Below are 15,414 nucleotides of genomic sequence, written 5' to 3'. Positions count from 1 at the left end.
TCAAGTGTACCGGATCGCATTCACCTCTTATATTCGTGTTATCACATACTTCATTTTACTATTCTCACTAACTTTTGTCAATCCAATCAGCCCGCTAATCCTCAATATTTTTTGACAAAACCACTAAATCCCATACATAAAGTTCATATCGGTATATCCCTCTTTGAATAAGCGGGTCGTTCTGAACAATTTGCTCTGCCTCTTCATAACTCTGGGCTTCAAAAAGCAGCATTCCACCATCTGTATTTGAAAATCCGCCTCCAACTAAGTACCGTTCGCAGGCGACACTCTCCACGTAAGCCAGATGTTCCTGAAAGTCCTGTTCGGTAAAGTCTCTATCCGTCCTGTAATCAATTCTGACGTATAATTTGTTTCCCTTCTTCATACCCATATTTCTTCCTCCACACTCTCTTCCACGACTACTATTATCACAAGGGGACTGTTACATAATGCATTAGCCGGGATTATAGCTTACCATAATCCCGATTAATGCATTATGTAACAGTCCCCTTAATAAATTACGAGTTACTTAAATTGCAATCCACCAAAATACACCATACTTATCTACAACATCCGCACAATATGCATTCCAATCACACGGTCCCAGGGGATTAATAACCGTTCCGCCATCACTTAAAACCTCATATGCATGACGAACAGCTTCCTCACTACCCATTTCATACACATTAAAAGCCGTTGTCTGCCATGCTTTTCCTTCTGTTCTTTCACAGTCATCCGGTGCTTCACTTATCGCCATAAACAGCTTGTCATCCACCATAAGCTCACAATGTGCATAAGTATTCTCCGGTGTCTTAAAGTTCAAACCAATTTTGGCTCCAAAAGCATCACAATACCGTTGAGCTGCCTCAATGCTACCCCTAACATATACCTGCGGTCCTATTTTCATTTCTGACATTTCTCCTTTGTGCTAAAATTTTCTATTCAAGATCAACTAGCATCAGTATATTAAGTACTGCTTATCCTATTACTATTTATTATATTATGTGTGGTTATGTTTTTCAAATCATTTGTTAAAAATAGGTATATTGACTCACCTAAATTCAACTTACAGAATCGCTTGACAACCTCCATGTACATGTTATACTAGTAAAGTCTTAAAGCCATATCAATCAGAGCTTTTGGCAAAAACACCGTGTGTTCGAGACCTTCCACACGTAAAACAAAACTAAAGGAGAATAAAAATGAATAACAAAAAAACACTATTTATCACGCAAGCGGCGATTATTGCTGCTCTGTATACTGTGTTGGTACTGATCTTTTCATTTTCAAGCTTCGGTCCAGTACAGTTTCGTATCGCTGAGGCATTAACCATTCTGCCCTATTTTACTCCGGCCGCTATACCAGGCGTTACGATCGGATGCTTCTTAAGCGCAGTGATTACCGGAGCGGATGCATTGGATATGATCTTCGGCTCTTTGGCAACCTTGATTGCTGCCGTTCTTTCCTATCAGTTACGAAATAAAAAGTATATGGTTCCCATTCCCCCCATTATCGCAAATGCCATTGTAGTACCATTTGTCCTACGTTATGCATATGGCGAAGCGCAACCTATTTACTTAATGATGCTTTCTGTGGGAGCTGGTCAGATCGTTTCAGCTGGGATTTTAGGCACTCTCTTGTTAATGGCCTTAGACAAGGTAAAGCACATCGTATTTAAAAACGATGATTATAAATAATAGAAATAAATCGTCCTCCTAGACGACTATCCATCAAGTAATAATGCTTTTTTCTATTATGTTTAAAAGGGGTCTGTTCCGGATGATGTGATTACTCACATTCTTAGGAACAGACCCCTTTATTCATTTACTTATAATTTTATTTAACATTTTAACAATTACAGATCGCAGTTATTAACCGTTCTTGGGAACGGAACTACATCTCTGATGTTACCCATTCCGGTCAGATACATTACGCAGCGTTCAAAGCCAAGTCCAAAACCGGCATGTCTTGCGGAACCATATTTTCTAAGATCAAGGTAGAAATCATAGTCCTCTTTCTTCAGGCCCAACTCTTCCATTCTCTTTAACAGCTTGTCATAATCATCTTCTCTTTGGCTTCCTCCGATGATCTCTCCTATTCCGGGTACTAATAAGTCCATTGCCGCTACTGTTTTATTATCCTCATTCAGCTTCATATAAAAGGCTTTGATTTCCTTCGGATAATCGGTTACGAAGACAGGCTTTTTAAAAACCTGCTCGGTAAGATAGCGCTCATGCTCCGTCTGGAGATCACAACCCCATGATACCTTATAATCAAAATTATCGTTGTTTTTCTCTAATATCTCTATTGCTTCTGTATAAGTAACATGTCCAAACTCAGAGTTTGCAACCACTTGTAAACGTTCTAAAAGACCTTGATCAATAAACTGGTTGAAGAACTTCATTTCCTCCGGTGCATGCTCCAGAACATAGTTAATAATATATTTTAGCATTCCTTCTGCTAGTGCCATATCATCCTTTAAATCTGCAAAGGCAATCTCCGGCTCTATCATCCAGAACTCTGCTGCATGGCGAGTCGTATTGGAATTCTCTGCACGGAAGGTTGGGCCGAAGGTATAGATGTTCTTGAAGGCCATTGCGTAAGTTTCACCGTTTAATTGTCCGCTTACTGTCAGATTGGTTTCCTTTCCGAAGAAATCCTGAGTGGTATCCACCTTTCCTTCTTTTGTCAAAGGAAGATTATTTAAATCCAAGGTGGTAACACGGAACATTTCACCAGCACCCTCACAGTCGCTTCCTGTAATGATAGGTGTGTGTACATATACGAAATCACGCTCTTGGAAATACTGATGAATCGCATAAGCGATCAAGGAACGTACTCGAAATACCGCTTGGAATGTATTCGTTCTTGGTCTAAGGTGTGTCATGGTTCTTAAATACTCTAAGGTATGTCTCTTTTTCTGGAGAGGATAATCCGATGTGGAGGTACCTTCAATCTGTACTTCCTTGGCCTGAATTTCAAAGGGCTGCTTTGCTTCGGGTGTGGCTACCAGCTTCCCTTTTACGATAATAGCGGAACCCACATTCAGTTTGGAAATAGCGGCAAAATTCTCAAGTGCATCATGATATACAATCTGAAGCGTTTCAAAATATGTTCCGTCATTTACAACGATAAAACCGAAGGTTTTCGAATCTCTGATACTGCGAACCCAGCCTCCAACCTGCACTTCTTTACCAATATACTGATCTTTATTGCGATACAGCTCTCTGATATCAATCAAATCCATAACGTATAAACTCCTTTGTCTATATTTATTAAATTATTAACTTATAACATACCCTATTATTCTCTAATACAATAATATAATGGAAAGTACTCTATGCGAACCTTCTACTGTCATAAATTATAGTTCCATATTACGATTCACTAAAAAAGGAAACTCAATTATCTTGATTATTATAACACATGATTCGGATATTACAAGAATTAAGGGCATCTTTTTCTTATTGCACTGATTACCGCTTCCCTGCTTCTTTCCGAACATTCAAGAAAATGCTCGGGCTCATTGATATTCCCCAGCATATGCGCATCCGAATTAGTTATGATATTACAACTCATTAGATATGGATTCTTCCTGCTAATTGCATCCAGGTGCTGTAAATCAGCCAGCTCCGCCGTAGGAAAATCCGCTTCCGGTGGTATAAAACCCAGATTGGATAACAGGCTATTAGAATTTTTATCAATATGGGCAGGAATATAAACCCCTCGATATTCATTCATTAATCTGCTTATATCATCAAAGGAAATGTTCGTTGCATTAATTAGCAGATACGGCTCTGTTCCAATGATATTGTCATTCTCGTCATAAATTTCCTGTTTTCCGAATATGGAAGCATCATTGGGTATTTTCATAATCTGACTGGATACATATTCGTTAAAACGCAGGGCATCAAAAAGCTCTGCAAACAAGCATAAAACATGCACTTCCTCCATAGTAGTAAGCTCCATTCCAGGAAGCGCTATAATATTGTATTGTTCGGCAAGCTTACATACTGCCGGACAATTCTTAGACGAATTATGATCGGTAACTGCAATAATATCCAGTGTTTTTAATGCTGACATACCCACGATATTAGAAGGAGTCATATCATCATCACCACAGGGAGACAGGCAGGAATGGATATGCAAATCATAGGAAAGCTTAATCATGAAGCTTCCGGGATATCATTAAGGCAGCCTCGAATACAGGAAGTTCGGTTGCCATAACAGTGATACCCTGTTCCTTTGCTTTCATAACAGCTTGATCATCCAGCGTACATCCTTCTGCTAGAACAATACATGCAGCATCTGCTAAGGTTGAAACTGCCAGTGTATTAACATTACCCATAACGGTAACCCATGCAGAACCCGCCGGCATTTTACCCATTGCGATACTCAATAGATCACAACAGTAAATCCCTGAAATTTCCCTGTCCAGATCGTCTCCTTCATTAACTACATTAAAGCTTCCTTCCATAACAAGTTCTTTTACCTTCATGATAACTCCCATCTATTCCACTATTTTTTTGTATCCAGCCTTGATAATTCATCCGATAATCTGTGGATGTAATCCCTCAGAATGTGAATACAATCCTTTTCATTAGCAACCCCACGTACAATATCTTCTGCCAGCGCCTTGCATGTCGGTGCTCCACAGGAGCCGCAATCCAGTCGTGGGAACTTCTCGCAGAGCTCCTCCACTCGAGACATATTCGCGATACTTTCCTTCATATCATTTCCCAGCTTGAATACGGGCTCATAATTTACATCATTCGTCCAATAACCATTTGTATTGTTACTAACCAGATGCGAACAGGATACCGGAAGATATTTTCTCAGACGCTGTAATTTTACTTTGGCCAGATAGGGATTCTCTACCGTTAACACTCCTCCTACACAACCTCCCGCACAGGCATTTAGCTCTATAAATTCCAAACGGTCAAACTTCTGATCCTCCAAGTCCTCCAATACCTTAATAACATTTTCTATGCCGTCCGCTGCCAGATAGTTATCGGTTAATAAGCTTCCTGCTTCTCCTCCAGTGCTTCCCCATCCAATTCCGATCCGTCCTGAGATCCCCAGCTCTTCCACATCATCGATACATTGCTTCATAAGGGGCAATAATATAGGATAGACTTCTTTTATAGCAAGCACTCCATCAATCTCACTCTTTTCAATTCCAATCGGAGACTTCACTGCTGTCATTTTCGCCGGGCATGGAGATATAAAAATAACCCCAATCTTTTCCCTCGGCAGGCCTGTTTTCTTCATAGCCATCTTCACAGCCTCCGAGGCTGCCATATCAACCGGAGCAATAATTGGGAGTAAATGTTCAATCAGATTAGGGAAACGTACCTGAATAAGCCGAACAACGGATGGACAGGCCGTACTGATCAACGGCCACTTCTCCTGATGCTCCCTAACATATTCTCTGGAAAGCTCAGATACCATCTCAGCTGCTCCGCTTACCTCATATACATCATCAAAGCCCATTCTCTTTAAGGCTGTCAGAACAATATTCACATCTTCAAGATGGTTGAACTGTCCATAAAGGGATGGTGCTGGTAACGCTATGGTATATTCATAGTTCTTCATAATATCCGGGGTATCATATGTAGCTTCTTTCGCATGGTGCGGACAGATTCGAATGCATTCACCACAATCAATGCAGAATTCTTTAGTGATGACTGCTTTCTGGTTACGAACCCTGATGGCCTGTGTGGGGCACCGTTTAATACAATTGATGCACCCCATACATAAGTCTTCCTTTAATCGAACCGATGTATAAAACTTGCCCATGATCATACCCCCTATTTCTATTTCTGTCATACCGATTAATCCGCCTTTGAATCAACCTCAACCTAGAAGGGTATCCCTCGCCTCTTCTCACAGTTTCGTATGGTATAGCAGAATATCTATGAGATTACACACACTATTATTTAAATCATTTTTACCTTCATGGTTACCGTAGTACCCACTCCAAGTACACTTTCTATCTTCAACTCATCGGAATACTTCTTCATATTTGGCAACCCCATTCCGGCTCCAAATCCCAGATTTCTAATATTATCCGGGGCCGTAGAATAACCCGCTTGCATAGCCAAATCAATATTCTCAATCCCCGGACCCTGATCCTTTAATATCATGAGAATTTCCTCGGGGGAAACAATTACCTCTATGGTACCTCCTGAAGCATGAATCACCATATTGATCTCCCCTTCATACATGGCAATCGCTACTTTACGGATAATCTCAGGATCTACTCCCATTTTTTTCAGCTTACTCTTAACATTACTGGAGGCTTCTCCAGCCCTTGTAAAATCATCTGCAGGTACTTCATATGTCATTCGGATAGCATCACTCATTATAGGTTGGACCTCCCCGTAACCCTTTTTCATAAAGCATTCCACATGCCGAGAACATTCTGTGGCCTGTAGAGAGTATGGCAATCTCTTTCTCCTTCGCCATCTCTATCATTGCTTCATCCGGTAGCTTACCTCTGACAAATACGACACAGATGATATCCATCATCTCACAGGTCCGGATTACCTGAAGATTACATAATCCGGTTAATAAAACAGACTGGTCTTTCATAAATGCAAGTACATCACTCATCATATCAGAACCGCAGGCAGTATGAACTTCTTTATCCTTCCATTCTTCTCCGATTACATATCTTGCTCCTAATGTTTCCTTCACATCATTAATTGTCATAAAACCCTCCAAAATAATAATTTGCTGCTTTATTCCTTTTCCTTGTTGTTCGATTAGTCAAGAGTATGCTGTTCCGTCACTAACACCCTAACCTTATTATATAATTGCTCCACTAAACACCTCGAATGAACTGCCGTTGGTCTTTTTCGCTAAAACCAGTGCAGTATTGGCATTGGTATATAAGGTCTGGTATTCCTGCTCCCCTCTTTGGAGTGCAATACCGATGCTCACAGACAATCCGTTTTTCGTATGTCCATAGGAGTATATCAAGTCAATTGCATCACAGATCTGTTCTGCCTTATCATATACATTCTTGTCGGACCATATGTCTTTAATATAAACCACGAACTCACTGATGCCCACTCTACCAATAATATCCGAGGAGCGGAAGCGTGTTTTCAGTATATTTCCAACGGTAGTTAAAATATTCTCACCGTTAATAGACCTTCTTATCTCATTAATATTCTTATAGTTTCTGATGTCAATAAGCAATAAGGCTGATAGTGAATCCGGCTCCAGGTTGGATGCCGCTTCTGCTATCAGATACTCCGCTGATTCCTTGGTATATACATTCGTCAGGGAATCATACTGAGGTATATAAGCAGGTTTCTCAGGCTCTTTGCTCTTGAAATTCTTCACAGATAATTTCCCGACTACCTTAAAGGGATTGCGATATTCATCGAAGATAATGGACGCATAGCAGATATACCAAACTGGATTCCCTTCCTTGGTAATAAGCCGAAATTCAAATCTTACCTGCTTCTTCCCGCTCATCATACTATTGAAAATACCAACTACCGCCGGGCGTTCCTCTTCATGTATCATCTTTGTTTTTTCAAGTTTACTCCGGAAACCTGTTATTAGCGAATCCTTTCCGAATATTTCATGGAATAACTCTGAAAAAGATAGCGTATCTGTCGCTATTTCGTATTCAAAATACAAATCTTTGGAAAGCTCAGTTATTGTACGATGATAATCATTGGTCTGTTCCAGCTTCTTATATTTTACCATGATATCAGTAATGTCCATTGCAATACAGGAATAGATCGGATAAACCTTAGATCCAGACTGGTGTGTTTGGTTCGTTTTATTTCCAGTAATCATTACCCACTTAAAGCTCCCGTCTTGCTGTAACGTACGGAAATGCAAACTCAGCATGTTATCCTTCCGGCTTTTTTGTGCCGCAAGCTGATGGTTGACATAAATAATGTCCGCGGAATACACGATTTTCAGAAGTGCTGTCGGTGCTTTAGAAACCGATTTTTCGCTAACACTTTTTATTAGGGAGTAAAATGTATCTGTTGCAAACAAAATTGTCAGCATATCATCAAATACAATATTCGCCATTCCACCCGGGACGGCTGCAAACAACGTTTCTAACTGCTGTATCTCTTTTTCTTCCATTATGACACCTTCCTCATTTTGTACTTTCTGATTTATACTTCCATCGTTTTGCTATAATATTTTAAAGAATTCTTATATTCAGTTTAAAAATTGATAAAGCACTTTTATTATAATACAATTTATGACTAATTACAATCGGGGAATCATTATCACTGAAACCCTTTCTTAACCATTCGTCAAAATTGAAAAAAATAACAATTGAGACTATACATTATGCATAGATTGATTCTTAATATAATACTGATTGTTGTTAATTATTTTTGTAGATTTTTTAACATACTTATGATATAATGTCAGTGCTTGTGGCGACACAATTTTATTCAAGGAGGTTTAATAATGGGATCGCAAATTAACACAATCCCCTTTGCAGGAACAAAAGAGCAGGAAGCTGCACTTTTAAAAGTCATAGCGGATCATAAAGATGACAAAGGTGCTCTGATGCCTGTATTGCAAAAAGCACAGGAAATATACGGCTACCTTCCAATAGAAGTACAGTCCATTATTTCCAATGAAATGAATGTACCGTTAGAAAAAATATACGGTATCGTAACATTTTACTCACAATTTTCTCTTAGTCCTAAGGGCAAATATAATATATCTGTATGCCTGGGAACCGCTTGCTATGTAAAAGGTTCCGGAGATATATTCGATAAGCTTCAGGACATGCTCGGAGTGAAAGATGGTGGCTGTACTGCAGATGGCAAGTTTTCATTAGAGTCCTGCCGCTGTATTGGTGCCTGCGGTCTTGCTCCTGTATTAACTATCAATGAAGATGTTTACGGTAAATTAACTGTAGACGATCTTGAAGGCATTTTAGCAAAATACGAATAATATGATGACTGAAATTTCTCTTAATGTATTGGATGTAGCAAACAATTCCATCAGGGCAAACGCAACTCTGATTGAGATATCAGTTCAGATACAGAGAGACTTGGATACACTTACAATAACCATAACCGATAATGGTTGCGGGATGACTGAGGAACAGCTACATAAAGTCGAAGACCCGTTCTTTACAACCCGCACAACCAGGGGGATCGGCCTTGGGGTTCCATTTTTTAAGATGGCAGCAATCTGCTCTGGCGGCAGCTTTAAGATTGAATCAACACCCGGAGTTGGCACAACAGTCGTTGCTGTATTTGGGTTATCCCATATAGACCGCATGCCTTTAGGTGACATGAGCAGTACCATTCACACACTGATTACTTTGAATACGCAGATTGACTTCGTATATCGGTATGAGTTCGACGATAAGCAATTCACCTTAGACACACGTGAATTTCGGGATATTCTGGGTGGCATTCCGTTTAATACCCCGGAAGTATCCGCATATATCAAAGAGTATCTGCTCGAAAATCAGCATGACACGGACAACGGATATCACATTTAGTGATAGGAACGTAACAAAAAGTTTTATTTTATTAAGGAGGGAAATCCTCCTTAACTGAAGTGTAACAAAAAGTTTTATTTTATTAAGGAGGGAAATCCTCCTTAACTGAAGTGTAACAAAAAGTTTTATTTTATTAAGGAGGATTAGCATGAAATCTCTAGAAGAGCTTAAGGCAATCAGAGAAAAGATGCAGGGCCAGATTGGACTTCGTAGTGAAAGTAGCGATCAGACCCGCGTTATAGTAGGAATGGCGACCTGCGGTATCGCAAGTGGTGCAAGACCCGTTCTTAACGCACTTGCCGAAGCAGTTCAGGCAAAAAGCCTTACTAATGTAGCAGTAACACAGACCGGATGTATCGGTTTATGTCAATATGAGCCGATCGTAGACAGAACTGAAAGGTAAACATCGTTAAGTTCTCCTGTTATCGCCCAAAACATCAATTGTGGAAATCTATCCTCTGTTTTGTCATTTCTCAGGTAAGTTATCCACATCGTATACTCGCACTTCTCTATGCTCATTTTTTTTGTGGATTTCTATTCTTTTTGAAATTTACTCTTTTCAGTTATCACTTCCTTTGGTATACTGTTCCTATCAAGAAATGCTTAACGAAGTGCGTTTCTCTGTATAGGATATATCTTCTCTTGTTAGTTGCCGTCCAAAGCTTGCTAACAAATCAGAAGATATATTTTTTATGCTTTTCTTTAGTTCCTTGATGATTGGTATTGCTTTTTCATATAGTTGCAGGATAATATCTGCTATCTGAGTTATCAGGTAGTGATTTTTCATCGCATTATAATTCTTACTATTGGCGTGGGTTATTTCATACCTGTAATTCTTCTGGATATTAAATCCTTCATTTTCTATCATCCAGCGTTTTCTTCCTGTTGCTGTAAACTCCAATACCTTTTTCTTCGTTATCTCAATGTTTGTAATCCATTGAAATCGCAATTGTTTCTTTGCTTTTTGAAATATGAACTCCATTACATTTACCATGCGCTTGTTGTAACCGATTCCGTTAACCCATCGCGCACCATCTCTCTGATTTTGAACCTCGCGTTCTTTTAATATATGGAATTCCGTGGCTACCGATGGAATACTCCCATCTTTAAATCGAATAAGATATTTCCACTGATTATCATCACAGATTTGAAACACCTTTTCACTGGCATACAGACTGTCACCCATGATACAGATTGGCAGGCGTGGAAACGCTTTCTTGAGCTTTGTAGCAAGTCGCTCAAATGCCTTTGTCTCACAGTCCTGCTTAATCTCTTCAACACTCATTTTCTTCTGTTTTTTGGTATCTTCCCCGTCATTCTCAATAAACTCACTAGCAATACTGACAACGAGATCATCGCCAAGCACTATCTTCGCTTCCAAAACGCTATGATAGTATTGGGTTGTTTTTTCGCCAGTCTCTTTATTCGTAAATGTTCTCGTAAGACATTGGTCATCATTCTTATTATTAAAAGTATAGAGTTGAGTCGCATCTACGATGACAAGCCAGTGTTGTCCCAGGAATCGTGCTTTTTCAAAGCTTCTTTTTCGTATGAGAGCCTTTATCATTTTCGATCGTATGTTAGAGAGCTCATCCGGATTAAGACGGCTTAAAAAATCATTTACTGTAACATAATGCGGTAGCTCTGATAGCTCCTTTTTCTCCGTAATAAGCGCTGCATTCGCAATACAATCTTCCGTGTTAAATGTTTCGGTCATTTCTTGCATGCTTCGTATATCGCAAATATTTTTCATCAGAGGCATTGCCAGCATGACATCACATGTATAATCGATATAACTAGAATGTCTCGGGTCATGAACCGCAGCAAAATCATTCCAAAGATTACTATAAAAATGTTTCTGCACTTTCAAAAGTTCAACTAGAGGATTACCCTCGGATTTTTTTAACTGTCTTTTCTCAGCTCTTTTCATTAGTAAAATACTCCTTTGTGAAAAACTTTTCTTTTAGTTTATCACAATATCATCTTACTAGCCTTAATCTTCTGATAAATTAGTGCGAAAAATATTTACCTTTCATTCCTGGATCGTAGAAGTATTAGAACCCGGCAAAGATAAAGTGACTTATGTTAAAATGACTCCTGAGAAAGCCCTTGAAGTTGTTGAACAACATCTAATTCGCGGTCAGGTAGTACAAAAATATACGATTGCCGAAGTACTCGGCTAGTTCGAAGGAGGACACATTATGTATCGTTCACACGTATTGGTCTGCGGTGGTACCGGATGTACTTCTTCAGGAAGTACCAAAATTATTGAAGCACTGCAATCAGAAATTAAGAAAAACGGTCTTAAGGATGAAGTAGCAGTTGTACAAACAGGATGTCATGGACTTTGTGCATTAGGACCGATTGTTATAATTTATCCGGAGGCAACTTTCTACTCTATGGTAACCGTAGAGGATGTTCCGGAAATCGTATCTGAGCATTTATTAAAGGGTCGTATCGTTAACCGTCTCGTATATAAGGAAATGGTTACTGAGGATGGACTTCGTTCCTTAAATGATACTGACTTCTACAAGAAACAGCATAGAATTGCTCTTCGTAACTGTGGTGTAATTAATCCCGAGAATATTGATGAATATATCGGAACCAATGGTTATGAAGCACTCGGTAAAGTATTAACCGAGTATACACCGGATCAGGTAATCCAGACCATCTTAGACAGTGGTCTCAGAGGCCGTGGCGGCGGTGGTTTCCCTACCGGATTAAAGTGGAAGCTTGCAAAAGGCAATGATGCGGATCAGAAATATGTATGCTGTAATGCAGACGAAGGTGATCCGGGTGCTTTCATGGATCGTTCCGTATTAGAGGGTGACCCTCATGTAGTACTGGAAGCTATGGCTATTGCAGGTTATGCAATCGGCGCATCCCAGGGTTATATATACGTTCGTGCAGAGTATCCTATTGCAGTTGAACGTTTGAAGATAGCAATTAATCAGGCAAGAGAATACGGATTACTTGGTAAGAACATCTTCAACAGTGGATTTGATTTTGATATTGACTTAAGACTTGGTGCCGGAGCGTTCGTATGTGGTGAAGAAACCGCGCTTATGACTTCAATTGAAGGTAATCGTGGTGAGCCTCGTCCCCGTCCTCCGTTCCCTGCGCAGAAGGGTCTGTTCCAAAAGCCTACCATCCTTAACAATGTTGAGACCTATGCAAACATTCCTCAGATTATCCTAAATGGTCCCGAATGGTTTGCTTCTATGGGTACCGAGAAATCAAAAGGTACTAAGGTATTCGCATTGGGTGGTAAGATTAACAATACTGGTCTTGTTGAAATTCCTATGGGTACACCACTTCGTGAGGTTATCGAAGAAATCGGTGGTGGTATTCCTAACGGAAAGAAATTTAAGGCAGCTCAGACAGGTGGTCCTTCCGGCGGATGTATCCCTGCAGAACATTATGATATTCCGATTGATTACGATAACTTAATCAACATCGGATCCATGATGGGTTCAGGTGGTTTGATTGTTATGGATGAAGACAACTGTATGGTTGACATTGCAAAATTCTTCCTTCAGTTTACTGTCGATGAATCCTGCGGTAAATGTACTCCTTGCCGTATCGGAACCAAGCGTCTTTACGAAATGTTAGACAAAATCACAAGTGGCAATGGTACCATGGAGGATCTTGATCGGTTAGAAGAGCTTTGCTATTATATTAAGGAAAATGCTCTTTGTGGTCTTGGTCAGACAGCACCTAACCCGGTATTGTCGACATTACGTTACTTCCGTGATGAATATATTGCACATGTCGTTGATAAAAAATGTCCTGCCGGCGTATGTAAGTCCCTTCTTTCCTACGTGATCGATCCTGATAAATGTAAGGGCTGTACCTTATGTTCAAGAGTGTGTCCGAATGGCGCTATCACAGGTAAGGTTAAAGAAGCACATGTCATCGCTCAGGATAAATGTATCAAATGTGGCGCTTGTATGGAGAAATGTAAATTTGGTGCCATCTCTAAGAAATAAATTATTCCTTAGCACATAGTTACTTTCTCATATTTTTATAAACGCGTGCATTTGCACGTAGATGGAGGTTTGTAATGGAAACGTTTAATATAAAAATAAATGGTATGCCTATTCAAGCACCGAAGGGTTCCACAATTTTGGAAGCAGCTAAGCTTGCCAGCATCGATATCCCTACTCTTTGCTACTTAAAAGAGATTAATGAGATTGGTGCCTGCCGTATTTGTGTTGTTGAAGTCAAAGGCGCTAAAAGCCTTGTAGCATCCTGTATGTACCCGATTGCTGAAGGCATGGAAATCTGGACCAATACTCCAAAGGTATTGGAATCCCGTAAAAAAACTTTAGAGTTAATATTATCCGATCATGACAGAAGATGTTTATCCTGTGTTCGCAGTGGAAGCTGTGAGCTTCAAAAGCTATGTAATGATCTTAAGGTAGAAGACGAAGGACAATATGATGGCTCTCGTAATACCTATGATATTGATTATAGCGCTGCTCATATGTATCGTGACAACAACAAATGTATTCTATGTAGACGTTGTTCTGCTATTTGTGAAAATATTCAAGGTATTGGAGTTATAGGAGCAAATGAGCGTGGCTTTAATACTGTAATTGCAAGCGCATTTGATATGGGCTTAGGTGAGACCAGCTGTGTATCCTGTGGTCAGTGTATCGCTGTTTGTCCTACCGGCGCACTTGCTGAAAAGGATTACACTGACGAAGTATTTGCCGCTCTTGCTGATCCTGACAAGTATGTTGTAGTTCAGACTGCTCCTGCTGTTCGTGCTGCACTTGGAGAAGCATTTGGTCTTCCAATCGGAACCAATGTTCAAGGTAAGATGGTTGCTGCTCTTCGCAGACTTGGCTTTGATAAAGTATTTGATACTGATTTCTCAGCTGACTTAACCATTATGGAAGAAGCACACGAATTAATTGATCGTATACAGAATAATGGTACTTTACCGTTAATTACCTCCTGTTCACCAGGATGGATTAAGTACTGTGAGCACTATTATCCTGACATGTTAGATAACTTATCAAGCTGTAAATCTCCTCAACAGATGTTTGGTGCTGTTACCAAGACATATTATGCTGAGAAGATGGGTCTTGATCCGAAGAAAATTGTTATGGTCAGCGTAATGCCTTGTACCGCTAAGAAGTTCGAAATCGGCAGAGAGGATCAGGATGCTGCAGGTGTTCCTGATGTAGATATCTCTATTACCACCCGTGAACTTGCAAGAATGATTGATCGTGTAGGTCTGAACTTCTTATCCCTTCCGGATGAAGAGTTCGATAATCCTCTAGGAGAGTCCACCGGTGCTGCTGTTATCTTTGGTGCAACTGGCGGTGTTATGGAAGCAGCTCTTCGTACAGCAGTTGAGGAATTAACAGGCAAAGAGCTTCCAAGTCCTGACTTCAAAGAGGTACGTGGAGTAAAAGGCATTAAAGAAGCTACTTACTCCGTAGCCGGATTAGATATTAAGGTTGCGGTTGCTTCCGGTTTAGCGAATGCAAGAGAACTTCTTGAGCGCGTAAAATCAGGAGAAGCAGAATATCATTTCATTGAAATCATGGGATGTCCTGGTGGTTGTGTCAATGGTGGCGGTCAGCCTCAACAGCCTGCTTCCGTAAGAAACTTTACCGATATCAGAGATATTCGTGCAAAAGCTCTTTACAAACAGGATGTAGAAATGAAGATCAGAAAGTCTCATGAGAATCCTGCAATCAAAACTCTCTATGCTGAGTACTTTGGTAAGCCAGGAAGCCATAAGGCACATGAAATATTGCATACAAGCTACGTAAAGAGAACCGTTAATAATATTTAATACCTTCGTAGTTAAATATACACCAGATCGTATACTTTAAGACTTCTAGTGTCATGAATGATAAAGGACTACTGAGTAAACCGGCCCCAGTTGT

The 15,414-nt window shown here is 39.9% G+C and carries 15 protein-coding genes and 2 pseudogenes; 7 read left to right on the top strand and 10 right to left on the bottom strand.

Translation table 11 applies throughout. The features are described 5' to 3' along the window. Positions 1–94 precede the first annotated feature (94 nt). Together H0486_RS00570 and H0486_RS00565 are read right to left on the bottom strand one after the other, a co-directional pair. On the bottom strand, positions 95–391 hold the full coding sequence (locus H0486_RS00570) for a YciI family protein (protein ID WP_228351166.1): 297 nt from the start codon (positions 389–391) through the stop codon (positions 95–97). A gap of 138 nt (positions 392–529) precedes the next feature. After that, entirely contained in the window at positions 530–907 is a 378-nt protein-coding gene (locus H0486_RS00565; protein WP_228351165.1) for a VOC family protein, read from the bottom strand. 295 nt (positions 908–1,202) lie between these two features. On the opposite strand from H0486_RS00565, the gene H0486_RS00560 reads away from it, so the two are divergent. Continuing rightward, positions 1,203–1,697, top strand: a complete 495-nt coding sequence (locus H0486_RS00560; RefSeq protein WP_228351164.1) for a QueT transporter family protein — start codon at positions 1,203–1,205, stop codon at positions 1,695–1,697. Between the two features lie 158 nt (positions 1,698–1,855). Here H0486_RS00560 and asnS read toward each other — a convergent pair whose 3' ends face one another. The 7 genes from asnS to H0486_RS00525 form a co-directional block, all read right to left on the bottom strand. Then, positions 1,856–3,247 (bottom strand): asparagine--tRNA ligase, encoded by a 1,392-nt coding sequence (gene asnS, locus H0486_RS00555; protein ID WP_228351163.1) that lies wholly within the window; start codon positions 3,245–3,247, stop codon positions 1,856–1,858. Between the two features lie 200 nt (positions 3,248–3,447). After that, entirely contained in the window at positions 3,448–4,170 is a 723-nt protein-coding gene (locus H0486_RS00550; RefSeq protein ID WP_228351162.1) for a PHP domain-containing protein, read from the bottom strand. Next, on the bottom strand, positions 4,163–4,498 hold the full coding sequence (locus H0486_RS00545; RefSeq protein WP_228351161.1) for a hypothetical protein: 336 nt from the start codon (positions 4,496–4,498) through the stop codon (positions 4,163–4,165). Before H0486_RS00545 ends, H0486_RS00550 begins: the two co-directional genes overlap by 8 nt. 20 nt (positions 4,499–4,518) lie before the next feature. Further along, positions 4,519–5,799 (bottom strand): [Fe-Fe] hydrogenase large subunit C-terminal domain-containing protein, encoded by a 1,281-nt coding sequence (locus H0486_RS00540; RefSeq protein ID WP_228351160.1) that lies wholly within the window; start codon positions 5,797–5,799, stop codon positions 4,519–4,521. Positions 5,800–5,939: 140 nt separating this feature from the next. Further along, on the bottom strand, positions 5,940–6,365 hold the full coding sequence (locus H0486_RS00535) for an ATP-binding protein (protein WP_228351159.1): 426 nt from the start codon (positions 6,363–6,365) through the stop codon (positions 5,940–5,942). Continuing rightward, on the bottom strand, positions 6,358–6,714 hold the full coding sequence (locus H0486_RS00530; protein ID WP_228351158.1) for a DRTGG domain-containing protein: 357 nt from the start codon (positions 6,712–6,714) through the stop codon (positions 6,358–6,360). The genes H0486_RS00535 and H0486_RS00530 overlap by 8 nt, the downstream gene beginning before the upstream one ends. 96 nt (positions 6,715–6,810) lie before the next feature. After that, complete coding sequence (locus H0486_RS00525) at positions 6,811–8,118, bottom strand: diguanylate cyclase domain-containing protein (protein WP_228351157.1); 1,308 nt, start codon at positions 8,116–8,118, stop codon at positions 6,811–6,813. Positions 8,119–8,454: 336 nt separating this feature from the next. Between H0486_RS00525 and H0486_RS00520 the strand changes: the two genes are divergently transcribed. The 3 genes and pseudogenes from H0486_RS00520 to H0486_RS00510 all read left to right on the top strand — a co-directional run. Further along, positions 8,455–8,949, top strand: coding sequence for an NADH-quinone oxidoreductase subunit NuoE family protein (locus tag H0486_RS00520; RefSeq protein ID WP_228351156.1), 495 nt, complete (start codon positions 8,455–8,457; stop codon positions 8,947–8,949). A 1-nt stretch (position 8,950) separates the two neighbouring features. Further along, positions 8,951–9,508 carry an ATP-binding protein gene (locus H0486_RS00515; protein WP_228351155.1) on the top strand — a complete coding sequence of 186 codons (558 nt, stop codon included), beginning with the start codon at positions 8,951–8,953 and terminating at the stop codon, positions 9,506–9,508. A 148-nt stretch (positions 9,509–9,656) separates the two neighbouring features. Next, positions 9,657–9,905 (top strand): annotated as a pseudogene (locus tag H0486_RS00510) ((2Fe-2S) ferredoxin domain-containing protein); the annotation flags it as partial. A gap of 195 nt (positions 9,906–10,100) precedes the next feature. Here the strand turns inward: H0486_RS00510 and H0486_RS00505 are convergent. Then, positions 10,101–11,438 (bottom strand): transposase family protein, encoded by a 1,338-nt coding sequence (locus H0486_RS00505; protein WP_228351154.1) that lies wholly within the window; start codon positions 11,436–11,438, stop codon positions 10,101–10,103. A 112-nt stretch (positions 11,439–11,550) separates the two neighbouring features. On the opposite strand from H0486_RS00505, the pseudogene H0486_RS18620 reads away from it, so the two are divergent. From H0486_RS18620 to H0486_RS00490, 3 genes and pseudogenes are all read left to right on the top strand, one after another. Further along, positions 11,551–11,691: pseudogene (locus H0486_RS18620) on the top strand ((2Fe-2S) ferredoxin domain-containing protein); the annotation flags it as partial. Positions 11,692–11,709: 18 nt separating this feature from the next. Then, positions 11,710–13,497 (top strand): NADH-quinone oxidoreductase subunit NuoF, encoded by a 1,788-nt coding sequence (gene nuoF, locus H0486_RS00495; RefSeq protein WP_228351153.1) that lies wholly within the window; start codon positions 11,710–11,712, stop codon positions 13,495–13,497. 74 nt (positions 13,498–13,571) lie between these two features. Then, positions 13,572–15,320, top strand: a complete 1,749-nt coding sequence (locus H0486_RS00490; RefSeq protein WP_228351152.1) for an NADH-dependent [FeFe] hydrogenase, group A6 — start codon at positions 13,572–13,574, stop codon at positions 15,318–15,320. Positions 15,321–15,414: the final 94 nt, after the last annotated feature.

Source organism: Variimorphobacter saccharofermentans, from assembly GCF_014174405.1.
GTDB classification, from domain to species: Bacteria; Bacillota; Clostridia; order Lachnospirales; family Lachnospiraceae; genus Mobilitalea; species Mobilitalea saccharofermentans.
This window is presented reverse-complemented; position numbering and strand designations above follow the sequence as displayed.